At 61.0% G+C, this 24,832-nt stretch carries 22 protein-coding genes; 5 read left to right on the top strand and 17 right to left on the bottom strand.

Annotated elements, in window-relative coordinates; genetic code table 11:
• Positions 1-99: 99 nt before the first annotated feature.
• From ACMXYH_RS10550 to ACMXYH_RS10590, 9 genes are all read right to left on the bottom strand, one after another.
• Positions 100-1,413 (bottom strand): leucine-rich repeat-containing protein kinase family protein, encoded by a 1,314-nt coding sequence (locus tag ACMXYH_RS10550; protein ID WP_415767039.1) that lies wholly within the window; start codon positions 1,411-1,413, stop codon positions 100-102.
• Positions 1,414-1,609: 196 nt separating this feature from the next.
• Positions 1,610-2,737: a cell division protein ZapE gene (gene zapE, locus ACMXYH_RS10555; protein ID WP_415767040.1), complete on the bottom strand. Its 1,128-nt coding sequence runs from the start codon at positions 2,735-2,737 to the stop codon at positions 1,610-1,612.
• A 305-nt stretch (positions 2,738-3,042) separates the two neighbouring features.
• The gene (locus tag ACMXYH_RS10560; RefSeq protein ID WP_415767041.1) at positions 3,043-4,089 is read right to left on the bottom strand and encodes an ABC transporter substrate-binding protein; all 1,047 of its coding nucleotides are present in this window, start codon (positions 4,087-4,089) and stop codon (positions 3,043-3,045) included.
• An 18-nt stretch (positions 4,090-4,107) separates the two neighbouring features.
• On the bottom strand, positions 4,108-5,223 hold the full coding sequence (locus tag ACMXYH_RS10565) for an NAD(P)/FAD-dependent oxidoreductase (protein ID WP_415767042.1): 1,116 nt from the start codon (positions 5,221-5,223) through the stop codon (positions 4,108-4,110).
• Positions 5,220-6,575: an NAD(P)/FAD-dependent oxidoreductase gene (locus ACMXYH_RS10570; RefSeq protein WP_415767043.1), complete on the bottom strand. Its 1,356-nt coding sequence runs from the start codon at positions 6,573-6,575 to the stop codon at positions 5,220-5,222. Before ACMXYH_RS10570 ends, ACMXYH_RS10565 begins: the two co-directional genes overlap by 4 nt.
• Positions 6,576-6,864: 289 nt before the next feature.
• Positions 6,865-7,155 carry a (2Fe-2S)-binding protein gene (locus ACMXYH_RS10575; RefSeq protein ID WP_415767044.1) on the bottom strand — a complete coding sequence of 97 codons (291 nt, stop codon included), beginning with the start codon at positions 7,153-7,155 and terminating at the stop codon, positions 6,865-6,867.
• Between the two features lie 7 nt (positions 7,156-7,162).
• A complete protein-coding gene (locus ACMXYH_RS10580) occupies positions 7,163-7,957 on the bottom strand; it encodes an ABC transporter permease (protein WP_415767045.1) in 795 nt (264 codons plus the stop codon).
• Positions 7,958-7,963: 6 nt separating this feature from the next.
• Positions 7,964-8,833, bottom strand: coding sequence for an ABC transporter permease (locus tag ACMXYH_RS10585; protein ID WP_129437007.1), 870 nt, complete (start codon positions 8,831-8,833; stop codon positions 7,964-7,966).
• Positions 8,830-9,849: an ABC transporter ATP-binding protein gene (locus ACMXYH_RS10590; protein WP_134421436.1), complete on the bottom strand. Its 1,020-nt coding sequence runs from the start codon at positions 9,847-9,849 to the stop codon at positions 8,830-8,832. Before ACMXYH_RS10590 ends, ACMXYH_RS10585 begins: the two co-directional genes overlap by 4 nt.
• A gap of 244 nt (positions 9,850-10,093) precedes the next feature.
• Between ACMXYH_RS10590 and ACMXYH_RS10595 the strand changes: the two genes are divergently transcribed.
• Positions 10,094-10,930 carry an IclR family transcriptional regulator gene (locus tag ACMXYH_RS10595; protein ID WP_415767046.1) on the top strand — a complete coding sequence of 279 codons (837 nt, stop codon included), beginning with the start codon at positions 10,094-10,096 and terminating at the stop codon, positions 10,928-10,930.
• A 124-nt stretch (positions 10,931-11,054) separates the two neighbouring features.
• On the opposite strand, the gene ACMXYH_RS10600 is transcribed toward ACMXYH_RS10595, so the two are convergent.
• Both ACMXYH_RS10600 and ACMXYH_RS10605 read right to left on the bottom strand, forming a co-directional pair.
• Entirely contained in the window at positions 11,055-11,807 is a 753-nt protein-coding gene (locus ACMXYH_RS10600; RefSeq protein WP_415767047.1) for an anti-sigma factor family protein, read from the bottom strand.
• Positions 11,804-12,310 carry a sigma-70 family RNA polymerase sigma factor gene (locus ACMXYH_RS10605; RefSeq protein WP_415767673.1) on the bottom strand — a complete coding sequence of 169 codons (507 nt, stop codon included), beginning with the start codon at positions 12,308-12,310 and terminating at the stop codon, positions 11,804-11,806. Before ACMXYH_RS10605 ends, ACMXYH_RS10600 begins: the two co-directional genes overlap by 4 nt.
• A gap of 316 nt (positions 12,311-12,626) precedes the next feature.
• Between ACMXYH_RS10605 and ACMXYH_RS10610 the strand changes: the two genes are divergently transcribed.
• Both ACMXYH_RS10610 and ACMXYH_RS10615 read left to right on the top strand, forming a co-directional pair.
• Complete coding sequence (locus tag ACMXYH_RS10610; RefSeq protein ID WP_415767048.1) at positions 12,627-13,715, top strand: catalase family peroxidase; 1,089 nt, start codon at positions 12,627-12,629, stop codon at positions 13,713-13,715.
• Complete coding sequence (locus ACMXYH_RS10615; RefSeq protein ID WP_415767049.1) at positions 13,712-14,257, top strand: cytochrome b; 546 nt, start codon at positions 13,712-13,714, stop codon at positions 14,255-14,257. Before ACMXYH_RS10610 ends, ACMXYH_RS10615 begins: the two co-directional genes overlap by 4 nt.
• A gap of 96 nt (positions 14,258-14,353) precedes the next feature.
• Here the strand turns inward: ACMXYH_RS10615 and ACMXYH_RS10620 are convergent, their stop codons facing one another.
• Positions 14,354-15,505, bottom strand: coding sequence for a M14 family metallopeptidase (locus tag ACMXYH_RS10620; RefSeq protein ID WP_415767050.1), 1,152 nt, complete (start codon positions 15,503-15,505; stop codon positions 14,354-14,356).
• Positions 15,506-15,990: 485 nt separating this feature from the next.
• Positions 15,991-16,332, bottom strand: a complete 342-nt coding sequence (locus tag ACMXYH_RS10625; RefSeq protein WP_123366193.1) for a DUF6124 family protein — start codon at positions 16,330-16,332, stop codon at positions 15,991-15,993.
• A gap of 129 nt (positions 16,333-16,461) precedes the next feature.
• Between ACMXYH_RS10625 and ACMXYH_RS10630 the strand changes: the two genes are divergently transcribed.
• The gene (locus ACMXYH_RS10630; protein WP_415767051.1) at positions 16,462-17,112 is read left to right on the top strand and encodes a LexA family protein; all 651 of its coding nucleotides are present in this window, start codon (positions 16,462-16,464) and stop codon (positions 17,110-17,112) included.
• A 39-nt stretch (positions 17,113-17,151) separates the two neighbouring features.
• On the opposite strand, the gene ACMXYH_RS10635 is transcribed toward ACMXYH_RS10630, so the two are convergent.
• The 4 genes from ACMXYH_RS10635 to ACMXYH_RS10650 form a co-directional block, all read right to left on the bottom strand.
• Positions 17,152-19,107, bottom strand: coding sequence for an acetyl/propionyl/methylcrotonyl-CoA carboxylase subunit alpha (locus ACMXYH_RS10635; protein WP_415767052.1), 1,956 nt, complete (start codon positions 19,105-19,107; stop codon positions 17,152-17,154).
• A complete protein-coding gene (locus ACMXYH_RS10640) occupies positions 19,107-19,922 on the bottom strand; it encodes a gamma-carboxygeranoyl-CoA hydratase (protein WP_129436999.1) in 816 nt (271 codons plus the stop codon). Before ACMXYH_RS10640 ends, ACMXYH_RS10635 begins: the two co-directional genes overlap by 1 nt.
• Before the next feature lie 115 nt (positions 19,923-20,037).
• Positions 20,038-21,645, bottom strand: a complete 1,608-nt coding sequence (locus ACMXYH_RS10645; RefSeq protein ID WP_415767053.1) for a carboxyl transferase domain-containing protein — start codon at positions 21,643-21,645, stop codon at positions 20,038-20,040.
• Between the two features lie 12 nt (positions 21,646-21,657).
• Positions 21,658-22,821 (bottom strand): isovaleryl-CoA dehydrogenase, encoded by a 1,164-nt coding sequence (locus ACMXYH_RS10650; RefSeq protein WP_129436997.1) that lies wholly within the window; start codon positions 22,819-22,821, stop codon positions 21,658-21,660.
• Positions 22,822-23,114: 293 nt separating this feature from the next.
• On the opposite strand from ACMXYH_RS10650, the gene ACMXYH_RS10655 reads away from it, so the two are divergent.
• Positions 23,115-24,812: an AMP-binding protein gene (locus ACMXYH_RS10655; protein WP_415767054.1), complete on the top strand. Its 1,698-nt coding sequence runs from the start codon at positions 23,115-23,117 to the stop codon at positions 24,810-24,812.
• The last annotated feature ends 20 nt before the right edge of the window (positions 24,813-24,832 follow it).

A 24,832-nucleotide genomic window follows, 5' to 3' on the forward strand; every position in this document is an offset into this window, starting at 1 on the left:
CATTGGTTTTGTGTCGTACACATGATTTGTCACCAATACAGAACCCCTGTGGGAGCGAGCTTGCTCCGGGCGGCGATCCGACGATTGACCGCGAAGCGGTCACCAGCCATTCAACTCCTGAATTATCTCGCCGAACCCCGGTCGCGCCAGCACCTGCGGCTGACAGCAGCGCTGCTGTAATGCCTCCAGCAGCCCCCGACCCTCATCGCTCAACCCCGAGTCGATCCGCTCCAACAGTTCCCCCAGCAAAATACCAAACGCCCGCACTTCGATCCGTTGCAACGCACGGCTTTCAAGGCTGTCCGAGGTGGCATGGAAAGACGCCGCGCCAAAATCCCCCAGCAGGCAATCACCGTACTCGTTCCACAGAATATTGTGGCCGTAGAGGTCGCCGTGGGTGATGCCATGTTGGTGCAAATGCTCGGCTGCCGAGGCGATGCCCCAAGCGATGCGCAATGCCACACCCGCGCTGAACCGGGTGTCATTGGCGTAAACGTCGCGGGTACATGACGCGAGGCTCGGCAGCCCGGCCAGATTGCGATAGCTCGGATCGATCAGTTGCATCACCAGCCCGGCCTGGGCTTCTGGATGCCCGACGACTCGCCCTTCAACCCGGATCAGGTTGGAGTGACAACCTGCGGTGATGCAGGCGTTCATTTCGTGCAACGGCGAGCCATCGCTGGTCATTTCGCCTTTGTAGAGTTTGACCGCGACCTGAGTGGCCGGTTGGCCCGGTCGATCCCAGATAGCCCGATGAATCACTCCTGAGGCGCCTTCGCCCAGTTGCTGCTCCAGACGCAGTTCAGACCAGGGAATGCGAGGCGTGGCTTCGAGGGCGGCCGCATCGGCTTCGGTCTCCAGCGGATTACCGGCGTACGCCAGCCAGGTCAGGCTCGGCAGGGACAGCAGCCACTCGGGTAACTCGCTCAACTGGTTGGCGGCGATGCGGATCAGTTCGAGTCGATGGCAATGACGCAAGCTCTCCGGCAAACGTTGCAAGCGGTTGCCGGCAAGCATGAGTTTTTGCAGGTGCGGGCGTTCACCCAGCTCGGCCGGCAGTTCAGTGATGCAGTTATCGGTCAGGATCAGCCAGCGAAGCAACGGTGGCAGGGCCGCGCCTGGCACGCGCTCCATGCGGTTGGCCTTGAAGCCGACCATCGTCAGTGCGCCGCATTGGCCCAGGCAGTCGGGCAGTTCGGTGAATAGATTGTCCGAGCAGAACAACACGCGCAAACGGGTCAGGCGGTGCAAGTCGTCCGGTAGACTGCTCAAGGCATTGCCGCTGAGGTTGAGGACTTCCAGCGAGTCCGCCAGGTCGAAGATTTCTCGCGGAAACTCCGTCAGGCCGCCGGTGAGGTCCAGGCGGGTAACGCCCGACAGTTGGCCGGCGCGCAGTTGGGCAAGGGTATCCATGAACAGATTCACTTTGATCGAGGGGAGGGCGCTGGGGCCTGGAAATGGGCGACATGATACCGGCAAAGGTGTGGTGTCTGTCACACCGCTATCGCGAGCAAGCTCGCTCCCACAGTTGACCGAGTTGTCTGGACGGACGCGATCTAATGTGGGAGCGAGCTTGCTCGCGATAGCGGTCTGACAGACGCCACAAAACCTACGGCTCCCTGACTTCCACCAACTGCCCCAACCGGCTGCGCGTGCGCGCCAGATCGATGGCATCGCCGCCCAGGCTTTCGCGCAAAGACAGCTGCCCGAGCAGAATCAGGTGCTTGTCCTGGTCGTACAGGACGTCGACCAGATTGATGAAGCGCTGCTGGGCGGCGATGGAACAATCGGCGAGGTTGGGCAGTTCATCGATGAACCAATGATCGAAACGTCGGCACAGCCCCAGGTAATCCATGACCGCGGTGGGTTGGTCGCACAGATCGCCGAAAGTGAAACCGATGGTTCGCCCTTCGCAGTGTCGGGCCTGAAGGTTGCGTGTCCCGACGGGCAGTTGAATGGCCGGCGCGTCGCGTTCGGGCAGGTTCAACGACTGACGCTGCGTTGCGGTAGCGGGCCAGACGTACTGTCCCTGGGTAAACAGCTGCTGGGCATGGGTTCTGACCTGACTGCGGTAGTCGTGGGGGCCGCCGACCTCCATGACCTGCATGCGAGCGTTGATCAGGTCGATCACCGGTTTGAAGCGCGCGTGGTACAGCGGGTTGGGCAGCAGTCCTTCCGGTATGTAGTTAGAAGTGACCAGCAGCAGGATGCCTCGGCGGAACAGTGCCTTGAACAGCCGGGTGATGAGCATCGCGTCGCCGATATCATGGACGTGAAACTCGTCGAAACACAGCACCCGGCAATCGCGCAGCTGTTCATCAAGGGTGGTTTCCAGCGCATCGGGGTGATCGCGATGAGTGAACATTCCTTGGTGTAGTTGCGCAAAAAACTCATGAAAATGCAGGCGCTGTTTTTCCGCGATGGGAATGGCCTGGAAAAACCCGTCGAGCAGCCAGCTCTTGCCGCGACCCACGGCGCCGTGCAGGTAAAGGCCGGGAAGCGTTTTTGTCGAGTTGCCCGGTAGCGCTGCGGCGTGTTGCGCCATGCAGTCGATGACGCGCAGTTGGCTATGGCTGAGGGTGTAACCCTGGGTGTGGGCCTTGCGGTGGAAGTAATCGTGGATGACTCGACTGGTCGCGGTGTGCCCGGCGGATGCCGCCGATGACTTGCCGAACAAGCGGCGTAGCGTGGGCCAGCGTGGTGTGAGTCGCGAACGGTTTGGCGGTCGAACGGCCACTGTGATTTCACCCCGTAATCGTCATGCCGGCTCCCCGAGCGGCGGCATAGTGTAACCAGAGGGGGGATTTTCATTCCAGTTGTGCCGACCCGTAGCAGCTGCCGAGCCTGCGAGGCTGCGTTCGGCTCGGGCCGCGTTCGGACGAAGCAGTCGTAAAACCAAACACCGCGGTCATTCAGGCAAACCGCAGGGAATGGATTGGCGACTGCTGCGTCCGAACGCGGCCCGAGCCGAACGCAGCCTCGCAGGCTCGGCAGCTGCTACATCGATTGCGTTCCTGCTGACAGTTATGGGGTGTTTGTCAGTTAGCGCTCGATACTACGATTCCACCGCGCATTCCACGCCGGACGCTGTTCGTTGACCTGATCCCAATCGATCGCAATGGCCGTGGTCAGGTACTGCTTCATCGCCTCGACCTGGCCGCGAGTCTTGTCGGTGGTCGGGGTATTGGGGTTGGATGGGATCTGGTCGCCGTCTTCAAGCGCGGCGGCCTGCGCTTCAGGTGTCAGCAAGAAGGCGGCGAGTTTCTGTGCCAGTTCCGGCTGTGTGTTGTTGGCGATGGCACATTCGGCCACATTGAGCACCACGGCGCCTTCCTTCGGCTGCGCATACTCCACCGGCATGCCCTTGAGTTTCAGGGCGGTGACCTGGGTCGGCGTCAGCGGGAACAGCGCGGCTTCGTCGGTCTGAAGCATTTCGGAAATCTTCGCCGAACTCGGAATGTACTCCAGCACGTTGCGCCCGACGGTGTTCGGCCACGCCTTGAAACCCGGCTCGACGTCGGTTTCGCTGCCACCCTGAATCCGGTTGAACATCAGGAAGCCGTGCAGGCCGAAGGTCGATGAGGCCATCGACTGGAACACCAGTTTGTCCTTGAAACGCGGGTCGGCCATGTCCATCCACGAGGTCGGTGCGGTCCAGCCTTTCTCCTTGAACAGACGCGTGTTGTATGCCAGCCCGGTCACGCCGAGGCTGACCGCCACCGCTTGATCCTTGATGCGGCCCTTGGCCGGAATCTGCGCCAGCGGTGCGCTGTCTTCGAGTTTGTCGCACAGCCCCATGGCGATGGCGCGGTACATGATGCCGTCGTCGAGGAACATCACATGCATCTGCGGGTTGCCTTTGCTGGCCTGGACCTTGGCCAGGATATCGGCGGAGGTGCCGGGCACGATCACCACTTTGACGTTGTTGGCCTTCTCGAAAACCGGCAGCACCTTGTCGGCGTAGAGCCGCTCCATAGTCCCGCCGTTCATGCCCAGGTAAAGCGTCGGTTCGGCCTGGGCCTGGGTGACCGTGAGCAGGGCGCTCAAGCAGGAGATACCGAGCAGAGCATTGCGTTTGACGTTATTCATTGGCGCGACCTTCCTCTATCAAGCAACGGAGATGGAGTGAAACCGGGTGATGGAAAACGCATCCAGCGACGCTTTTGAGGCGCCGCTGCAGATGATTTCGGTGAGCGCCTGGCCCACCGCGGGGCCGATCTGAAAGCCCGCACCGGCAAAGCCGAACGCGTGCAGCAGACCGGGTTGAGTGCCACTGTGGCCGATCACCGGTTGGCGATCGGGCAGGTAACCTTCGGTGCCGCTCCAGGTGCGAATCGCCTGGGCGCCTTCAAGAAACGGATAAAGCTCGACGGCCTGACGCAGGATCTCGATCACGGCGTGTTGACCGGGCCGGGCGCGGGCGCCGTCGAGGGCAAACCCCTGACCGCCACCCAACACGCAATTGCCGCGCGCGACCTGGCGCGCATAAATGCCACCGCCCTCGACCCCGGTGCTGGCGTTCATCACCAGCGGCAACGGCTCGGTGACCAGCATCGCCGGGTGCCCGGCGTGCATCGGCACCCCCTCACCGAATTGCTCTGCCAGGGTGCCGGCCCAGGCGCCGGCGCAATTCAGCAGCCAGGGCGCCTGCAACTCCAGACCGCTTTGCGTGCTGATGCGAAAGCGTTGCCCGTCGTGTTCCACCGCCGTCACTGGGCATTGTTCATGGACTTGTGCTCCATGTCGCCGCGCCGCCCGGGCGAACGCCGGGGAGACCAGTCGCGGGTTGGCGTGACCGTCATCGGGGCAAAACGAGGCACCGACCGCCACCTCGCCGACCCACGGAAAACGTGCGCGTAATTCACTGCGATCGAGTACCTGCAAATCGAGGCCAAAACCCCGACTGCTGGCGGCATAGTCTTGCAAGGCGTGCAGGTCGTTGAGGCTGCGGGCCAGTTTCAGATGACCGCTACGCTGATATTCACCGTCGATGCCAATCAGCTGCGGCAGTTGCCCCCAGATGTCGTGGGCCCGCTGCGACAGCGGCAGTTGCGACAACGGTCGCCCCTGACGCCGTACGCCGCCGTAGTTCACGCCGCTGGAATGCGAGCCACAGAAGTCCCGCTCCAGCAGCGCCACGCGACGTCCGGCCTTGCTCAGAAAAAGCGCGGCGGAGGCACCGACAATTCCGCCGCCAATGATGACGCCATCGACTTCGATCATGACTCGACCTCCAGACCAAACGGTAGGGGTTTGATGGGGGCCTGAGCCCGAAGCCTGCCGATGTCGGACACGCAGCGCTGGCTTTCGCAGGCAATGATTTCCGCGGCGGCGGCGCCACACATCCGACCCTGACAGCGCCCCATGCCGACCCGGCAATGAGCTTTGACCCGGTTGATTTCCCAATGGCCCTCGCGCACGACTTGGCGGATGTCGCCGGCCCGCACTTCTTCGCAGCGGCAGATCATCACGTCATTCGGGGCATCGGCGGCCCAATTCTCGGGAAAGATGAAGGCCCGTTCCAGACCTTGGCGGAAGGTATCGATCCGTCCCAGCGCCTGCTCCAATTGCGTCCCACGTTGCGGCGGGATCAGGTAACCGATGTCTTCGAGCAACGCCAGAGCCGCGCGTTCGCCGGCCATTTCGGCCGCGTCGGCGCCCATGATGCCGGCACCGTCACCGGCCAGGTAGACCTCGGCGACACTGCTGCGACCGGCGCTGTCACGTTGCGGCAGCCAGGCGCGGTTGAGCGGGTTCCAGGCGAATTCACAGCCGAGCAGGTCGGCGAGTTGGGTTTCACTGCGCAGGCCGTGGGCGAAGGCGGCGGCGTCGCAATCGAGTTGCTGTTCACCCTTTGAGTTGGACCAGTTCAGCGATTGCACACGTTGTTCGCCATTGATGCGTTTCAGGCTGGCCCCCTGATGCACCGGGATGCCGTGGGCGGTCAGCCAACTGCGGTAATAGATGCCTTTGGCCAGGGTGGCGGGCTGCGAGAGCAGGCCGGGCAGGGCGCGGGCCTGAGCGCTGAACGGCGAGCTGTCGAGCACCGCGACGACATTCGCACCGGCCTTGGCGTATTGATACGCCACCAGGTACAGCAACGGCCCGCTGCCGGCGAACACCACGCGTTCACCGATGGCGCAGCCTTGAAACTTGAGGGCGATCTGCGCTGCGCCGAGGCTGTAGACCCCCGGAAGGGTCCAGCCCGGTACCGGCAGAATCCGGTCGGTGGCGCCCGTGGCGACAATCACACGGGAGAACGCCAACCGCGCGGCGCGGCCCTCATGCAAGGTGTCGAGCGCACCGTCCTCGGCGTTCCATACCAGGGTCTCTGGGCGGTAGTCGAGTTGCTCGCACAGCGTGTCGATCGTCTGGTGCAACGCGCTGGCCTTGCCAGCTTCGAAACCATACAGCTTGACCGGTGAACGCTTGAAGTTTGCCGGTTGGCGACGATAAATCTGCCCGCCACCGCGTGCTGCTTCGTCCAGCAGCACCGGGCGAACGCCGTGGGCGACCAGGGTTTGTGCGGCACGAATGCCGGCCGGGCCGGCGCCGATGATGACTACAGACTTCATACCCACCTCATGTGTGAACGCCGCTGAACCCCTGTGGGAGCGAGCTTGCTCGCGATGACGGTGGCACAGTCAACAGATGTGGTGGCCGACAGACCGCTATCGCGAGCAAGCTCGCTCCCACAGTTGATGGGGGATGCGCCCGAGTTTCGTGAACGCCGCTGAACCCCTGTGGGAGCGGGCTTGCTCGCGATGACGGTGGAACATTCAACAGATGTGTTGGCAGACAGACCGCTATCGCGAGCAAGCTCGCTCCCACAGGGGATACGGTTTCTGCTGGTAGGAAAGGTGTTCATAGGGAACGCCCCGGTTCACGGCTGATCTGCTGCCCGGCTTCGAGCAGCGTCGAGCAGGCGCGCACGCGCCGGCTATCGCCCAGTCGAACCCAGCAGTCCTGACAGGCACCCATCATGCAAAACCCGGCGCGGGGTTCGGCGCTGAAGTCGCTGCCGCGCAAGTGTTCGCTGCAGGTCAGCACCGCCGTCAGCAAGGTGTCGCCGAGCAGGCCGGTGGCAGGTGTGCCGTCGAGGGTAAAGTCCAGGGCCGGGCGGTCGCTTTCGGCCAGTCGTTTCAGCAGAGCCATGGCGCCCTCATTGTTTGCCCACCAGAACCCGATCGAGGCCGTAGACCCGGTCGAGCAAAATCATCGTCAGCGCGGTCAACCCAATCACCAGTGCCGACACCGCCGCCATCATCGGATCGATGGATTCGGTGGCGTACACGTACATCCGCACCGGCAGGGTTTGCGTGGCCGGTGAGGTGACGAAGATCGACAGCGTGACCTCATCGAAACTGTTGATGAACGCCAGCAGCCAGCCACCGGCGACCCCCGGCAGAATCATCGGCAAAGTAATTTCCCGGAACAGCGTGAAGCGCCCGGCACCGAGCGATTGCGCGGCGTGTTCAGCGCTGCGATCCAGGCCGATGGCCGACGCCAGCACTAGCCGCAGCACGTACGGTGTGATCACCAGCACGTGGGCGAAGATCAGCCAGGCGAAGCTGCCGTTGACGCCCATCAGCGCAAACAACCGCAGCAACGCAACACCCAGCACCAGGTGCGGAATGATGATCGGCGACAGGAACAGGCCGTTTAAAAAGTCGCGTCCGGGGAATTCGAAACGAGTGATCGCCAACGCCGCCGGCACCGCAATCAGTGTCGCCAGACTGGCCGCGCAAAAGGCCAGGATCAGGCTGTTGTAGAACGCATCGACAAAGTCAGCACGCTCGAACACCGCGCGGAACCAGCGCAGGGAAAACTCCGTGGTTGGCAGGCTCAGGGTGTTTTCCGGGGTGAAGGCCACAAGGCAAACCACCACCAGGGGCGCCAGCATGAACAGCACCACGAAGGTATGGAACAGCAGGGCGAAAGGACCGTTCTTGGACATGACGAGTTATCCCAATGACTTCTTGTAGCGGCCTTCGATCATCCGGTTCCACGACAGCATGATCAGCAGGTTGAGCAACAGCAGGGCCACGGCGATGGCCGCACCCATCGGCCAGTTGAGCTCCGACAGGTATTGGTCGTAGATCAGCGTGGCGACCATTTTTATCCGGCGTCCGCCGAGCAGGCCGGGGATGGCAAACGAACTGGCGGCGAGACCGAACACGATCAAGGTGCCGGAGAGCACACCGGGCATGATTTGCGGCAGCACCACTTGGCGCATCACGGTGAAGTGGCTGGCACCGAGGGACATCGCGGCTTGTTCGGCGGCCGGGTCGAGTTTTTGCAACGAGGTCCAGACCGGAATGATCATGAACGGCAGCATCACGTGGACCAGCGCAATCACCACCGCGAACGGCGTGTAGAGCAGTTTCATTGGCGAGCCGCCGAAGGCTTGCAGGGTCTGGTTGACCAGACCGTCGGCGCCGAGCAACAGGCTCCAGCCGAAGGCGCGCACCACCACTGAAATCAGCAGCGGGGTGAGGATCAGAATCAGGAAAATCGAGCGCCACGGCGTTCCCATGCGACTGAGGATGTAGGCCTCGGGCACGCCGATCGCCACGCAGAGCAGGGTGGTCAGGACACTGATCCAAATCGTGCGCAGAAAGATCTCGTAGAAGTACGGGTCGCCCAGCAGGCTGCTGTAGTGGTCGAGGGTGTAGGCATCGCCGTTGATCCCCGAGCTGTAGTCGAAGACGTTGAATGACAGCACCAAGGTCAGCAGCAGCGGGATAACCAGCAGGCTGAGGTACAAGGCCAGGGCGGGTGCCGACAGCCAGTAACCCTGGCGTCCCTGGCGAATGGCGACAAGCGTACTCATGCCGGCACCTCGTCGACACTCAACACCCGCAGCAACGTTGCGTCCCAATCGAGGCCGACCGCCGTGCCTTCGGTCAGCGGTGCCGAACCGTCGTTGCGGCGCACCACGCTGAGTTCGCCCAGGGTCGTCGATACGCCGTACAGCCATTGGCTGCCGAGAAAGAAGCGACTGACGATGTTGCCTTGCAGACGGCCCTGACCTTTTTCCCGCAGATCGATTTTTTCCGGGCGCAGGCTGAGGGTCAGATCGCCGCCACTGCTCACTTGGACGACGCCGGTATTGTCCCGTTCGCCGGGCAGCAGATTGGCCTTGCCGACGAACCCGGAAATGAACTCGGTGCGCGGGTGTTCGTACAGGGTGTAGGGAGCGTCGATCTGAGTGATGCGCCCGGCCTGCATCACCACCACCCGGTCGCTGATGGACAGCGCTTCGGACTGGTCATGGGTGACCATCAGCGTGGTGATCCCGACTTCGCGCTGGATGCGGCGGATCTCGAATTGCATCTCTTCGCGCAGATTGGCGTCGAGGTTGGACAGCGGCTCATCAAGCAACAGCACCGGCGGCTCGATCACCAGAGCCCGAGCCAATGCAACACGCTGACGCTGGCCGCCGGAGAGTTCTCGCGGGTAACGCTCGGCGTGCTGGTTGAGGCGCACCAGTTTCAGCACCCGGTCCACTCGCTGCTGCAACTCGCCGTTGGCCACTTTGCGCATGCGCAGGCCGAAGGCGACGTTGTCTTTCACGGTCATGTGCGGGAACAGCGCGTAACTCTGGAACACCACGCCCAGACCACGGCTGGCGGGTTTGGCGTGGGTGATGTCGCGATCGTCCAGCAGGATACGACCGCTCGTGACTTCGACGAAGCCGGCGATCATTTGCAGGGTGGTGGTTTTGCCGCATCCGGAGGGGCCGAGCAGCGAGACGAACTCGCCTTTCTCGACCGAGAGGTTGGTGGCAACGACGGCGTCGATCTCACCGTAACGTTTGCCGAGTCCTTCAAGTTGCACAAAAGCCATAACTGCGCTCCACCTGAGATTGTTATGCGTCGCCCGAAGGCGCGCTTTTTTGTATGGGCAGATACGAAAAGGTCTTGCTGGGTGCGTTGGCGCTCGACTTCAGTCGGCTGCCGCTGTTGTTCGAATCGCCCCTGTCTGGACGCAGAGTAGGACGAAGAATAGGATGGGCTCAATGGCCTATTTCACTGAGGCGATGACTATTTTCAGTTTCATTCGGTGAGTAAATTAATACTCGAGAAAACCCATGACAGATTCCATTCAGCGGAATGAAAGCAAAAGTGATGTCGGTGTTGGCGCAGTCTCCAGACTGTTTGCCGTGCTGCGTAGTCTGGGTGACACCGTCGAGGGCGGGGAGCGGGTGACGCAACTGGCCCAGCGCATCGGATTGTCACAACCGACCACGCATCGATTGCTGCGCAGCCTGATGGATGAGGGCATGGTCGAGCAGGATGCGCGCAGCAAACGCTATCGCTTGAGTCTGGAGTTTTTCGCCCTGGCGGCTCGTGCCGGGAACACTGGAAACCTGCGCGAACTGGTGCGTCCGGCGCTGCTGCGGCTGTCGGCGTCGTTGGGGGATTCGTTGTTCTTGCTGGCGCGCAGTGGTTTTGATGCGATCTGCCTGGATCGTAGCGAAGGGCCGTTTCCGATCCGCACGTTTACCGGTGACATCGGCGGGCGGGTGGCGTTGGGCGTGGGGCAGGGCAGTCTGGCGATTCTGGCGTTCCTGCCAGAAGAAGAGCGCGACACGGTGATTCACTACAACTTGCCGCGGCTCAAGGATTTTCACCTGTACGACGAGGTGTTCCTGCGCTCGGAAGTCGAGAACGTGCGCAAGCTGGGTTATGCCGGGCGCAACACCGGCGTATTGCAGGGCATGGCCGGGGTGGCGGTGCCGATTCTGGATCGTGAAGGGCGGGCGGTCGCGGCACTGAGTGTGGCGACTGTGAGTGATCGGCTGGGGCCGGACCGCTTGCCGACGGTGGTGGAAATGCTCAAGCGCGAAGCGGCACTGATCGGGCCGCGGATCAATCCGTTCGACCCGTTGCTGCGTAGGCCTTCGCAAGTGTTCGGGCAGGGTTGAAATCTGGACAAATCCAATGTGGGAGCGGGCTTGCTCGCGAATGCGGTTGATCAGTCAATATTAATGTCGACTGTCACACCGCATTCGCGAGCAAGCCCGCACCCACAGGGGATTGGTGGTGTGGTTAGAACTGGACGGTTTGTTTGAGCAACTGCGCCGCCGGCGTATCGCTCGGGCTGACCATCGCGTAGTTGTACCCGCCCCCCGACCAGTACTCGGCCTGCAACTCGCCATCGCTGCGACTGCCCCTGGGCAACAGGTAGTTTTTCGGACCCGGTGGGCGGACGTAGAAACTGACTTTATGCCCGCCCTGATCTTCGTAAACCACCATCGCCGCCGGCCCTTGCTCGGTGCTCAGCAAGCGTCCGCTGACCGGTTTGAAACCGGCGCCCGAGAGGTCAGGCAAGCGATTGGCTTCAGTGAAATAGCGGTCGAGCCAACCCTGCATGTCACCGTCGTCACTGACTTTGTAGTCGGCCGGCAAGATGCCTTGCTGGGCAAACAGTCGATACGCCTGCATCGCATCGGTCATCGGCGGCGTGGCACTGATGAGCGTCATCTCCCGGGCTTGCCAACCGCTGAACCCGCCGACGCTGACCGCGATCAGCAACACGGCGGCGCTGGCCAGGTGACGGCGCGATTGTCGTTTGAGGCGTTGGCGAATCAGCGCCGGGTCGAGGTCCGGATTGGCCGGTTGCTGCAGGGCGCCGCTCAATGCCGCGCGCAGTTGCTGGGCGTCCTGCTGCCAGGCACGCACGTGTGCAGCCACTTCAGTGTTGCTGGCCAGAAAAGTCTCCACCAGACGTCGGTCGGCATCGCTGAGTTGATGGTCGACGTAGGCGTGCAGGTCACGCTCGCTTGGGGGCATGCTGATCATTTGAGTATCCGCAGAGAAGGGCGGGTGATTTCGCCGTCGCTCAACTGGCGCAAGGCCTGGCGGGCACGGGACAGGCGGGACATCACGGTGCCGGTGGGGACGTCGAGAATCTCGGCGACCTCTTTATAACTCAAGCCTTCGACCGAGACCCAGAGCAGCAGGGCACGTTGTTCGGTGGTGAGTTGGTCGAAGGCTTTCAGGGTCGATTGGGCGATCACGGTGCGTTCCACCGACGGCTGTGTATCGTCACGCCCGGTAAAGAATTCGAGCATCCGCGCATAACGCCGGGAGCGCCGGTGAGCATCGAGAAACTGTCGATACAGAATCGAAAACAACCAGGCGCGCAAGTCGCCGTCGGGGCGTTTGTCGCCCCAACTCGACAGCGCGCGCTCAAGGCAAGACTGCACCAGGTCGTCGGCGCTGCTGGGATTGCGCGTCAACGACACGGCAAACCGGCGCAATCTGGGAATGATTTCTCGCAGTTGTTCGTCGATATCGTTCATGAAGTTCTGGCTAGTCACTACGCTGTGGTGAGTGTCCGGTCTCACAAATACGTTTCCTTTTTGGCGGCGTCTGTTGTCGCCATACTGCGTTGCCGCTCCTCGCCATAGCGGGCTATGACTCGTCGCGGCGCCTTGTCTGGCAACAACAGCCACTCGCCAAAAAGGAACGTATTTGTGAGACCGGACACCAGGAAGACGCCCGGCATTCGAGGTTATTCCACGCCTGAAAAAATAAACACCGCGCGATGGAATAAACCGCCGTGGGGTTCGTCTGCTTGATCCTTCTCACTTGTGGCCGATGGCCCTGGAGTCTTTCATGGTAGATCGCTCATCACCGCCAACCCGGCCACCCTTGAGTGCCGCGAGCGTGACATTACGTCTGGCGGGTATCGCTGTGGTGGTTGCCGCAGTGGCCGGGGCTTTTGCCTACGTCAACGGCACCTTTGACCCACAGCGTCTGACGCCGAAAAAACTGATCAATGTGCTGGAGACCAACAACGGCGTGCACCCGGGCTTCCGGCGTAACCACTCCAAAGGTGTATGCGTGATCGGGCACTTCGAGAGCAGCGGTGAGGCGCGCAGCTATTCCAGCGCTCAGGTGTTCAATGTAGCGCGGACCCCGGTGGTCGGGCGTTTCGCATTGCCGGCCGGTAATCCTTATGCGCCAGACAACAGCGTGCCGATCCGCAGTCTGGCCTTGCGATTCACCCAGGCCAACGGCCAGCAATGGCGCACCGGGATGAACAGCATGCCGGTGTTCCCGGTGGGCACGCCCGAAGCGTTCTACCAATTGCAACAAGCTCAGTCACCGGACCCGGCCACCGGCAAGCCGAACCCCACTGCGGTGCCGGCGTTCTTCGGCTCGCATCCGGAAGCTGCACCGTTCCTGGCCTGGATCAAAACCGCCAAGCCGTCGGCCAGTTACGTGACGGAAACCTACAACAGCGTCAATGCGTTTTACCTGGTGAACGCTGCAGGACAACGGCAGGCGGTGCGCTGGAGCATGGTGCCAGTCGCTCAGGATGCCGCGGGTGCTACGGCGCCTGAGGGTGGTGATTTCCTGGAAAAGGACTTGGTACAGCGCATTTCCGCAGGGCCGCTGCGTTGGCAGCTGAATATCACCCTGGCCAACCCCGGTGATCCGGTCAATGACGCCAGCAAGGCCTGGCCCGAGGGTCGCAAAGTGTTGAACGCCGGCACCCTGGTGCTCGAAAGCACCCAGCCGCAACTCAATGGCGAATGCCGTGACATCAACTATGACCCGCTGGTACTGCCCGCCGGCATAGAAGGTTCCGACGACCCATTGCTCGCCGCTCGTTCAGCGGGGTACGCCACTTCCTACTTGCGTCGTACCAGCGAAGTCAGCCAGTTGCCCTCTGCGAATAAACAGGAGTCTCGTCAATGAGCGCTCAAGCGAACCACTTCGCGCCTTTAGCGCGATTGCTGCACTGGCTGATGGCGCTGATGATCATTGCCATGCTGTTTATCGGCGCGGGCATGGCCGCTTCGGTGTCCGAGCGTCATCAGTGGCTTATTCATCTGCACAAACCTTTGGGCGTCGCGATTCTGCTGTTGGTGATCGTGCGCCTGGCCGTGCGCTTTTCCACTCAACAGCCACCGCTGCCGGCGGATCTGCCGGGTTGGCAAGCGCTGGCGGCCAAGGCTTCGCATGTCTTGTTGTACGCGTTGATGCTGATCCTGCCGCTGCTGGGCTGGGCGATGATTTCGGCGGCCGGCGACCCGGTGATGCTCAGCAGCTCGTTGCAATTGCCACCGATCGTACCGGCGAATGCGCAGGTATTTGCGATCCTGCGCAAGGCTCACGGGTATCTGGCGTATTTGTTGTTCCTGACGGTGCTGCTGCATTTGGCGGCGGCGTTGTTTCACGGTTGGGTGCGCCGCGATGACGTGCTGGACAGCATGTTGCGGGGCAAGGATCGCGGCTAAAAGATCGCAGCCTGCGGCAGCTCCTACAAAGATTCGTGCGGTTCACACGATCGGCGTAGGAGCTGGCGAAGCCTGCGATCTTTTGATTCTGATCATTCAGCGCAAGGTATCGACCATGTCAGCAACGGTGGTCAGCACATCCTTGCCCAATTGTTTCGAGCGTTTGCCAGACCAGCCGGTCAGCGCATTCGGCGCATCGTTGTTGTCCTTGAAGGGCATTTCGAGGGTCAGCGACAGGCAGTCGAATTTCTCGCCGACGCTGTTGCACGCCAGGGTCATGTTGGCTTTGCCCGGTTCGTCGCGGGTGTAGCCGTGCTTGGTCTGGAAGTCCTTGGTCAGGTGCTTCAGATGACTGCGGAAGTGCTCTTCGAGTTTTTCGATCCGTGGCGTGTAACCCGGGTTGCCTTCGCAGCCGGCGGTGAACACGTAGGGGATTTCTTCATCGCCATGGATGTCGAGGAACAGGTCCACGCCGTACTTTTCCATCTGCTGCTGAACGAACAGCACTTCCGGGCTGATTTCCTGGCTGGCGCTCTGCCAGGCGCGGTTCAGGTCCTGGCCCATGGCGTTGGTGCGCAGGTGACCATGGAAAGCGCCGTCCGGGTTCATGTTCGGCACCAAATACAGATCGGCGCTAGTCAGCAGTTTGTTCAATAGCGGATCGTCGTGTTTTTCGAGACGTTCGATCACGCCTTCCATGAACCATTCGGCCATGTGTTCGCCGGGGTGTTGCTGGGCGATGATCCAGACCTTGCGTTGACCTTCGGCGCCCGTGCCTTTACGCAGCAGCTGGATATCCCGACCTTCGACACTCTTGCCGGTGGCCAGCAGTTTGGTGCCGGCCTTGGTCAGCGCTTGCTCGATCAACCAGTCATGGCGACCGCGGCTGTAGGGTTCGAAGTAAGCAAACCAGGCGTGGGTGGCGGTGGCCTCAAGGCTGAAGCGCAGGCAGTCACCTTCGAAAATGGTCGGCACCCGGAACCAGTTGACGTGGTCATAGGACGCCACCGCCTGATAACCATCCCAGGCTTTGTTGTAGGAGGACTTGCTGGCATTGTTCAGACGAAACCAGTGTTCCTGACCGACATGCAGACCGCTGGCCTTGAAGTGGAACCATTGAAAGTGCTGGCTGCGGGTGTCTGGCTTGATGGCCAGCAGAGCTTGCAACGGATTGCTGATGTCCAGCACTTCAATGTTGCCACTGTCGAAGTTGGCACTGATGTCGAAAGAGGATTTAGCCACGGTCATAGTCGATTCCTGAATATGATTTTTATGGCTGCTACTTTACACGCTGGGAAGTGAAAAACCGGGGGAAATTCTGGGCTGAAGCGGGGGGCGTCCTCCTTGACGCCGACGCAGCTTAGAGACTGTACGATTGATTCTCAAGCGCTATTTTTTGATCAGTTTTGGCCAATGATGCTGGGCTTCTCTTGCCAACGGATATTCTTTTGATATCATCCGCGCCGTTTGAATTTGCAACACCTAAAGACTTCATTAGCCTGAAGGTAAAGCCAGAATAACTGGCAAAAAAAAGACCCGGCAAAAAGCCGGGTCAAAAACCGTGATTAGCCTGATGAGGAGATAGTCCAGGAGACCGACCTAAGGTCACTTGGACAATCGACTGATCTCGCGACCAGCTGCATGCAATAATAATCATTCTCGTTTGCAAGTCAAATGTTTTTACCTGCACGATTGGAAAATTCTTTCCCGTCCTCCTCGTCAGCACCCGTGTCTCACCCGTTCTGATCGCCCTCCAGGGATCGATCCACCATCGCCTTGGCCATGTCGATCATGTGCACCGCCGAAAACGCCAGGTCCCGACTTGCGCCCTGCAAATTGCTGGCTGACTCGTACGCGATGGCGGCGGCACAACGTAGCAAATCCGTGGCATGGACCAGCGCCTCTTCGCAGCTGATGTTGCGGTTTACGTCAAAGAAACGTTCTTCGACCACTTCCTCTGAAACAGCTGGTTTCAAGTAATAGTCCAGCGCTCGTTGCGCGGCGGCAGAGCCTTTTGGCGAGGTGAGGGAAGTGTCGATTTGCATGTCAGGCAGGTCGTTGCAGGGGATGGACATGGCGATGGCAAGCTCCGTGATAGATTCAGATCCGTGAACCAATCCTAGTACGTACTGTATTTATGACGAGAGATTAAATACTACAATTTGTGTTTTGATGGCCGGAGGCGCCCACGTATGGTGCCGCACATGGATAAATGGATTGAATTGGTCAAGGCCAAGATGAGTGAACTCAAAGTCACTCAAGAAGAACTCGCAGATCGCCTCGGGATGTCCCAGGGCGGCGTCGGCCACTGGCTGAACAAACGCCGCGACCCCGGCGTCGTCAACATGAACCGTGTGTTGAAGGCGCTGGGCATGGACTTTCTCGAAGTGGCGCTGGTGATCCGCGAACCACTCATCCTGGAAGAGGAGGAGATGCCTCTGGCGCTGAAGTACAACCCGTACTTCCGCTACCCGGTCAGTGACTGGAAGGAGCCGGCGCAGCTGCGCGATGGTGAGCTGACGGTGTATCGCAAGGAGGAACGCTTCGAGCTGACCGACTACCACGCCCAGGGCCCGGCCTTCTGGCTGAGTGTGGTGGGCGATGCGATGACCGCGCCCACGGGTATCAGCATTGCCGAGGGCATGATGATCTTGGTGGACCCGGCCATCGTGCCGGAACCCGGAAAGCTGGTGATCGCCCAATGGCCCGACAGCGCCGAGGCGACCTTTCGCAAACTGATGGAAGAGGGCGGGCAGCGTTACCTGGTCCCGCTCAATCCGACGTATCCGAAAGCCCTTTACACCGAAGAGTGTCGAATTATCGGCGTAGTGGTTCAGGCGACAGCCAGGTTCTAATCAGATCGGTCCTCGCAAGACGTAGGGCCGATCTTCATTTCATGCTTCTTCAAACTCGACCAACGCACTGCCTTCGCTGACCATCTCGCCTTCCTGGCAATACAGCGCCTTGATCACCCCGGCGTGTGGTGCACGAATGCTGTGCTCCATCTTCATCGCCTCCAGCACCACCAACTGCGCCCCGGCTTCGACCGTTTGCCCGGCTTCCACCAATACCCGCACGATGCTGCCATTCATGGGGGCGGTCAGCCCGCCGTGATGGCTGTGACTGGCCTCGACGGCGCTGATCGGGTCGTAGGACTCGATGCGGCGCAATTCACCTTCCCATTGCAGATACAGAACGTCGCCTCGGCGGATTGCCCGATGCTGGCGGCGCAGGCCGTTGTGCTCGGTCAGCAGTTGTTCGCCCTTGAGTTGGGCTGTGTGGGCATCAGCGGCGCCCAACGTCAGCGCGCGATCCTGGCCTTCACAACTCAAGTGCAGTGTGATTTCTATCGGCAGTCCGGCACGGAAACCATTGCTGTTGGCCCAAGGCGAAACCGGGTCATCGGCTCGTGGAGAACTCGGCTGGCTTTGGGCAAACGCCTGGGCGGCGGCTTGCCAGAATTCGTCACTGAGGTCCGAGGCGACTGGCAGCAGTTCTTCCTGATAACGCGGAATGAACCCGGTATCCAGTTCGGCCGCAGCAAACGCCGGATGGCCGACGATCCGGCGCAGGAAGTTGATGTTGGTCTTGAGCCCGCCAATGGCGAACTCATCGAGCATGCTCAGCAGCCGCAGTCGCGCCTGTTCACGATCCTCGCCCCAGGCAATCAGTTTGCCGAGCATCGGGTCGTAGAATGGCGAAATCTCGTCGCCTTCTTCGACACCACTGTCCACCCGCCGTCCCGGACCTTGCGCGGATTCACAATACAGCTCCAGTCGACCGGTCGCCGGCAGGAAATCATTGCCCGGGTCTTCGGCATACAACCGCACTTCGATGGCATGGCCGATCAGCGGAACCTCGGCTTGGGTCATCGGCAGCGCTTCGCCACGAGCCACACGAATCTGCCAGGCCACCAGATCGAGGCCGGTGATGGCTTCGGTGACCGGGTGCTCGACCTGCAGGCGCGTGTTCATCTCCATAAAGAAGAACTCACCGCGGGAATCCAGCAGAAACTCCACGGTACCGGCGCCGACGTAACCGATGGCCTGTGCCGATCGCACGGCGGCTTCGCCCATGGCGCGGCGCAGTTCCGGGCTCAAGCCTGGAGCGGGTGCTTCTTCAACGACTTTTTGGTGCCGACGCTGGATCGAGCAGTCACGTTCGTTGAGGTACAGGCAGTTGCCATGCTGGTCGGCGAAGACCTGGATTTCCACGTGGCGCGGTTTGAGCAGGTACTTCTCCACCAGCATCCGCGAATCGCCGAACGAGGATTTCGCTTCACGCTGGGCCGAGGCCAGGGCTTCGGCCAACTGGCGGACATCCTCGACCACTTTCATGCCTTTGCCGCCGCCCCCCGCGGTGGCCTTGAGCAGCACCGGATAACCGATGCGTTCGCAGGCGTCGCGGAAGGTGTCGAGGTCCTGAGCCTCACCGTGATAGCCGGGCACCAGCGGCACGCCGGCGGTTTCCATCAAGGCTTTGGCGGCGGATTTGCTGCCCATCGCGTCGATGGCCGAGGCGGGCGGGCCGAGGAAAATCAGGCCGGCTTCTTCGATCGCGCGGGCGAACCCGGCGTTCTCGGAAAGAAAGCCATAACCCGGATGAATCGCCTGAGCGCCACTGGCTTTGGCGGCGGCGATCAGTTTGTCGATTTGCAGATAACTGTCGGCGGCTTTGCTGCCACCGAGGTCGACGCGGATATCCGCTTCGCGGCTGTGTCGGGCTTCACGGTCAGTGGCGCTATGAACGGCCACGGTGGTCAGGCCCAGGGCTTTGGCGGTGCGCATCACCCGGCAAGCGATTTCGCCGCGGTTGGCCACCAGCAGGGTGGTGAGAACAGGTGCGCTCATCAACGCGGCTCCTTGGTGGTGGTTTCGGCTTGCCAGCTCGGCGGACGTTTTTGCAGAAAGGCCCGCAGGCCTTCCTGACCTTCGAGGCTGACGCGGATGCGGGCGATGGCGTTTTCGGTGTAGCGGCGTAGTGCCGGGGTCAGTGCGCCGTGGCCGACTTCGCGCAGCAATTCCTTGCTGGCGCGCATGGCGGCCGGGCTGTTGAGCAGCAGGTTGTCGATCCACTGTTCGACTTTTTGCTCCAGCTCAGCGATTGGATAACTCTCCGACAATAAGCCGATTTCCCGCGCTCGTTGTCCGCCGAAACGCTCGGCAGTCAGCGCATAGCGACGTGCCGCGCGTTCGCCGATGGCTTGCACCACGAACGGACTGATCACCGCCGGGGCCAGGCCGATGCGCACTTCCGACAGGCAGAACTGCGCGTCATCGGCGCCGATGGCCATGTCGCAGCAACTGATCAGGCCCAGCGCACCACCGAATGCAGCGCCTTGCACCACCGCCAGCGTCGGGACTTTCAGCTTGGCGAGGTTGTACATCAACTCCGCCAGTTCCCGGGCGTCGTCGAGGTTGGTGTGGTAATCGAGTTCGGCCGATTGCTGCATCCAGGCCAGATCCGCGCCGGCGCTGAAATGCTTGCCGCGTCCGCGCACCAGCAGAAATCGCAGGCTGGTGTCGCTCGACACTTTGTCCAGCGCGAGGATCAGTTCGCGGATCATTTCGGCGTTGAACGCGTTGTTCTTTTCTTCACGGCTGAGCCACAGGGTCGCGAAACCACGCGGGTCGGTCAGCAGTTCGAGGGTGTTGAAGTCGCTCATATTTGTCCGTCTCCACAACTCATGTGGGAGCGGGCTTGCTCGCGAAGAACGATAACGCGGTGCATCAGATAGACCGCGGTGAATCCTTCGCGAGCAAGCCCGCTACCACATAAAATCACATCCGGAACACGCCGAAGCGGCTCGGTTCTATTTGCGCGTTCAGCGAAGCCGACAAGGCCAGGGCCAATACATCGCGGGTTTGCGCCGGGTCGATGACGCCGTCGTCCCACAAACGGGCGCTGGAGTAGTAGGGATGACCCTGTTCTTCATACTGGTCGAGGATCGGTTGCTTGATCTCGGCTTCCTGCTCGGCACTGAAACCGTGGCCACTGCGTTCGGCCTGCTCGCGTTTCACCTGCACCAAAACACCCGCGGCCTGCTCGGCGCCCATCACGCCGATGCGTGCGTTCGGCCACATCCACAGGAAGCGTGGATCGTAAGCTCGCCCACACATGCCGTAGTTACCGGCACCGAAACTGCCGCCGATGATTACAGTGAATTTCGGCACCTTGGCGCACGCCACGGCGGTCACCAGTTTGGCGCCGTGCTTGGCGATGCCGCCGGCCTCGTATTTCTGGCCGACCATGAAACCGGTGATGTTTTGCAGGAACAGCAGTGGAATGCCGCGCTGGCAGGCCAGTTCGATGAAGTGCGCGCCTTTCTGCGCGGCTTCGGCGAACAGAATGCCGTTGTTGGCGAGGATCGCGATCGGGTAACCGTGCAAGTGGGCAAAGCCGCACACCAGGGTCGTCCCGAACAGTGCTTTGAATTCGTCGAACACCGAACCGTCCACCAACCGCGCGATCACTTCGCGCACGTCGAACGGCTGCTTGGCATCCGCCGACACCACGCCGTAGAGCTCGTCGCTGTTGTACAGCGGGGCGATGGGCGTGCGCTGTTGCACTTCGCCGAGCTTGCGCCAGTTGAGGTTGGCGATGCTGCGTCGGGCAATGGCCAAGGCGTGTTCATCGCTCTCGGCGTAGTGGTCGGCCACCCCGGAAATCTTGCAGTGCACATCGGCCCCGCCAAGGTCTTCGGCGCTGACCACTTCACCGGTCGCGGCTTTTACCAGCGGCGGGCCGGCGAGGAAAATCGTCGCTTGCTCGCGCACCATGATTGCTTCGTCGGCCATAGCCGGCACGTACGCGCCACCGGCGGTGCAGGAACCCATGACCACCGCGATTTGCGGGATGCCCATGGCGCTCATGTTGGCCTGGTTGAAGAAGATCCGTCCGAAGTGCTCACGGTCCGGGAACACTTCATCCTGCCGCGGCAGGTTGGCGCCGCCCGAGTCCACCAGATAGATGCACGGCAAGCGATTCTGCTGGGCGATGGTTTGGGCGCGCAGGTGTTTTTTCACGGTCAGCGGGTAATACGAGCCACCTTTTACGGTGGCGTCGTTGGCGACGATCATGCATTCGACGCCTTCCACACGGCCGATCCCGGCAATCACGCCAGCGGCCGGAACATCTTCGCCATAAACCTCGTAGGCCGCCAATTGGCTGATTTCGAGAAACGGCGAACCCGGATCGAGCAGGCGATTGATCCGTTCACGAGGCAGCAGTTTGCCCCGCGAGGTGTGGCGCTCTTGCGCCTTCGGGCCGCCACCTAGCTGCACTTTAGCGAGCAGGGTGTGCAGGTCGTCGACCTGTTTGAGCATCGCCGCGCTGTTGGCCGCGAACTCCGCCGAACGGGGGTTGAGCTGGGTATGCAGGATAGCCATGGACAGCTCCGTTTAGCGGGTTTCGTTGAACAGTTCGCGACCGATCAGCATGCGACGGATCTCACTGGTGCCGGCACCGATTTCGTACAGCTTGGCGTCACGCAGCAGACGACCGGCCGGGAATTCGTTGATGTAGCCGTTGCCACCGAGAATCTGGATCGCGTCGAGGGCCATTTGCGTGGCGCGTTCGGCGCTGTAGAGGATCACGCCTGCGGCATCCTTGCGGGTGGTTTCGCCGCGTTCGCACGCTTGCGCTACCGCATACAGGTAGGCACGGCTGGCGTTGAGTTGGGTGTACATGTCGGCGACTTTGCCCTGGATCAGCTGGAATTCGCCGATGCTTTGGCCGAACTGCTTGCGGTCGTGGATGTACGGCACGATCAAGTCCATGCAGGCCTGCATGATCCCGGTCGGGCCGCCGGACAGGACAACGCGTTCGTAATCGAGGCCGCTCATCAGCACTTTCACGCCACCGTTGAGCACGCCGAGGATGTTTTCTTCCGGTACTTCGACGTCGTCGAAGAACAGCTCGCAGGTGTTGGAACCGCGCATGCCGAGCTTGTCGAATTTGTTGCTGCGGCTGAAGCCTTTGGAATCACGCTCTACGATGAACGCGGTGATGCCGTGAGGGCCTTTTTCCAGGTCGGTCTTGGCGTAGATCACGTAGGTGTTGGCGTCCGGACCGTTGGTGATCCAAGTCTTGCTGCCGTTCAGGACGTAGTGATCGCCGCGCTTGTCGGCGCGCAGTTTCATCGACACCACGTCAGAACCGGCATTCGGTTCGCTCATGGCCAGGGCGCCGATGTGTTCGCCGCTGATCAGCTTCGGCAGATATTTGGTTTTCTGTTCGTGATTGCCGTTGCGGTTGATCTGGTTGACGCAAAGGTTGGAGTGCGCGCCGTAGGACAGGGCGACGGACGCCGAACCACGGCTGATTTCTTCCATGATCACCACGTGGGCCAGGTAACCCAAGCCAGCGCCGCCGTATTCTTCCGGGACGGTCACGCCCAGCAGGCCCATGTCGCCGAATTTGCGCCACAGGTCGGCGGGGAACAGGTTGTCGATGTCGATTTGAGCGGCGCGTGGTGCGATCTCTTTGGCGACGAAGGACTGAACCTGATCGCGCAGCATGTCGATGGTTTCACCGAGGGCAAAGTTCAGGGATGGGTAGCTCATGGGTCACCTTTTGGCTTTTTTGTAGGGTAGGGAGGGCAGTGATGTGGCTCTCACCTTTACGTTAACGTAAGCCTGTGACGAATGGCTGTCAATCACCCTTTACGTTAACGTCAACTTGAGCGAGAGTAGAGCCAGTTCAAGAAAGAACGCGGACCATCCCTGTGGGAGCAGGCTTGCTCGCGAAAGCGGTGTGTCAGTCAAAGTTAATGTCAACTGACACGACGCCTTCGCGAGCAAGCCCGCTCCCACAGGTGACCGTCGGCAACCCATAAATAAAGACAATAGGGGTCGTCATGGATCAACCCAGTGCAAGCCCGCAGCGCAGTTACACCCGTGGTTCCCAGGACAAAGCCTTGCTGGCGATGACCATCGGCCAGGCGTTCGATAACACCGTCGCGCAGTATCCGACCGGGGAGGCGCTGGTCGTGCGCCATCAACAGTTGCGCTACACCTGGCAGCAATTGGCCGAAGCCGTGGACCTGCATGCCAGAGCGCTGTTGGCGCTGGGTTTGCAGACCGGTGATCGCCTGGGTATCTGGGCACCGAACTGCGCCCAATGGTGTATCAGTCAGTTCGCCAGCGCGAAAATTGGCGTAATTCTGGTCAACATCAATCCGGCCTACCGCAGCTCCGAACTCGAATATGTGTTGAAGCAATCCGGTTGCCAATGGCTGGTCTGCGCAGGCGCCTTCAAGACCTCCGACTATCACGGGATGCTGCAAGGCCTCGTTCCCGAGCTGGCTGAGCACTCCATCGGAAAATTGCAGAGTGAACGACTGCCGGAACTGCGCGGTGTCATCAGCCTTGATGCTCAGCCGCCATCGGGTTTCCTGCCGTGGTCGCAATTGACCGATCTCGCGGGGAGCGTGTCGGCAGAGCAATTGAGCGAACGTCAGCACAGCCTGCATTTCGACCAGGCGGTGAACATCCAGTACACCTCCGGCACCACTGGTTTCCCGAAGGGCGCGACCCTCAGTCACTACAACATTCTCAATAACGGTTACATGGTCGGCGAAAGCCTCGGCCTGAGCGCGAGTGATCGTCTGGTCATCCCGGTGCCGCTGTATCACTGCTTCGGCATGGTCATGGGCAACCTCGGTTGCATGACCCACGGCAGCACCATGATTTACCCCAACGATGCGTTCGATCCACTGCTGACATTGGCCACCGTCGCCGAAGAAAAGGCCACCGCGCTTTACGGCGTACCGACCATGTTCATCGCCATGCTCGATCAGCCCAAGCGCGCTGAATTTGATCTGTCGAGCCTGCGCACCGGGATCATGGCCGGGGCGACCTGTCCGATCGAAGTGATGCGTCGGGTCATCAGTGAGATGCACATGAGCGAAGTGCAGATTGCCTACGGCATGACGGAAACAAGTCCGGTGTCATTGCAGACCGGTCCGTCAGACGAACTGGAATTGCGCGTCACCACCGTCGGTCGCACCCAGCCACAACTGGAAAGCAAGATCATCGACGAGGCGGGCAACCTGGTGCCGCGCGGCACTATCGGTGAGCTGTGCACCCGCGGCTACAGCGTGATGCTCGGTTACTGGAACAACCCGCAAGGCACCGCGGAAGCCATCGACCAGGCTGGCTGGATGCACACCGGTGATCTGGCGAGCATGAACGACGAAGGCTACGTATGCATTGCCGGACGTAACAAGGACATGATCATCCGTGGTGGTGAGAATATTTACCCGCGGGAGTTGGAAGAGTTCTTCTTCACCCATCCGGCAGTCGCGGATGTGCAAGTGATCGGGATTCCGTGCTCGCGGTATGGCGAAGAGATTGTCGCGTGGATCAAGTTCCATCCGGGCCACAGCGCCACCGAGCAGGAGCTGCAAGCCTGGTGCAAGGAGCGCATCGCGCACTTCAAGACACCGCGTTACTTCAAGTTCGTCGAAGAGTTTCCGATGACCGTAACCGGGAAGATTCAGAAGTTTCGGATGCGCGAGATCAGCATCGAGGAATTGCGCGATATCAAAGGCTGACCACAATCCCCTGTGGGAGC

The organism is Pseudomonas frigoris (genome assembly GCF_047758635.1).
GTDB classification, from domain to species: domain Bacteria; phylum Pseudomonadota; class Gammaproteobacteria; order Pseudomonadales; family Pseudomonadaceae; genus Aquipseudomonas; species Aquipseudomonas frigoris.

Excerpts from the sequence above, each read along its gene's own strand:
- ACMXYH_RS10615 (WP_415767049.1), top strand. The coding sequence starts at position 13,712 with ATGAGCGCTCAAGCGAACCACTTCGCGCCTTTAGCGCGATTGCTGCAC.
- ACMXYH_RS10625 (WP_123366193.1), bottom strand. The coding sequence starts at position 16,332 with ATGTCCATCCCCTGCAACGACCTGCCTGACATGCAAATCGACACTTCC.
- ACMXYH_RS10560 (WP_415767041.1), bottom strand. The coding sequence starts at position 4,089 with ATGAATAACGTCAAACGCAATGCTCTGCTCGGTATCTCCTGCTTGAGC.
- ACMXYH_RS10585 (WP_129437007.1), bottom strand. The coding sequence starts at position 8,833 with ATGAGTACGCTTGTCGCCATTCGCCAGGGACGCCAGGGTTACTGGCTG.
- ACMXYH_RS10565 (WP_415767042.1), bottom strand. The coding sequence starts at position 5,223 with ATGATCGAAGTCGATGGCGTCATCATTGGCGGCGGAATTGTCGGTGCC.
- ACMXYH_RS10630 (WP_415767051.1), top strand. The coding sequence starts at position 16,462 with ATGGATAAATGGATTGAATTGGTCAAGGCCAAGATGAGTGAACTCAAA.
- ACMXYH_RS10655 (WP_415767054.1), top strand. The coding sequence starts at position 23,115 with ATGGATCAACCCAGTGCAAGCCCGCAGCGCAGTTACACCCGTGGTTCC.
- ACMXYH_RS10640 (WP_129436999.1), bottom strand. The coding sequence starts at position 19,922 with ATGAGCGACTTCAACACCCTCGAACTGCTGACCGACCCGCGTGGTTTC.
- ACMXYH_RS10580 (WP_415767045.1), bottom strand. The coding sequence starts at position 7,957 with ATGTCCAAGAACGGTCCTTTCGCCCTGCTGTTCCATACCTTCGTGGTG.
- ACMXYH_RS10600 (WP_415767047.1), bottom strand. The coding sequence starts at position 11,807 with ATGATCAGCATGCCCCCAAGCGAGCGTGACCTGCACGCCTACGTCGAC.
- ACMXYH_RS10620 (WP_415767050.1), bottom strand. The coding sequence starts at position 15,505 with ATGACCGTGGCTAAATCCTCTTTCGACATCAGTGCCAACTTCGACAGT.
- ACMXYH_RS10645 (WP_415767053.1), bottom strand. The coding sequence starts at position 21,645 with ATGGCTATCCTGCATACCCAGCTCAACCCCCGTTCGGCGGAGTTCGCG.
- ACMXYH_RS10550 (WP_415767039.1), bottom strand. The coding sequence starts at position 1,413 with ATGGATACCCTTGCCCAACTGCGCGCCGGCCAACTGTCGGGCGTTACC.
- ACMXYH_RS10595 (WP_415767046.1), top strand. The coding sequence starts at position 10,094 with ATGACAGATTCCATTCAGCGGAATGAAAGCAAAAGTGATGTCGGTGTT.
- ACMXYH_RS10575 (WP_415767044.1), bottom strand. The coding sequence starts at position 7,155 with ATGGCTCTGCTGAAACGACTGGCCGAAAGCGACCGCCCGGCCCTGGAC.
- ACMXYH_RS10610 (WP_415767048.1), top strand. The coding sequence starts at position 12,627 with ATGGTAGATCGCTCATCACCGCCAACCCGGCCACCCTTGAGTGCCGCG.
- ACMXYH_RS10570 (WP_415767043.1), bottom strand. The coding sequence starts at position 6,575 with ATGAAGTCTGTAGTCATCATCGGCGCCGGCCCGGCCGGCATTCGTGCC.
- ACMXYH_RS10605 (WP_415767673.1), bottom strand. The coding sequence starts at position 12,310 with ATGAACGATATCGACGAACAACTGCGAGAAATCATTCCCAGATTGCGC.
- ACMXYH_RS10590 (WP_134421436.1), bottom strand. The coding sequence starts at position 9,849 with ATGGCTTTTGTGCAACTTGAAGGACTCGGCAAACGTTACGGTGAGATC.
- ACMXYH_RS10650 (WP_129436997.1), bottom strand. The coding sequence starts at position 22,821 with ATGAGCTACCCATCCCTGAACTTTGCCCTCGGTGAAACCATCGACATG.
- ACMXYH_RS10635 (WP_415767052.1), bottom strand. The coding sequence starts at position 19,107 with ATGAGCGCACCTGTTCTCACCACCCTGCTGGTGGCCAACCGCGGCGAA.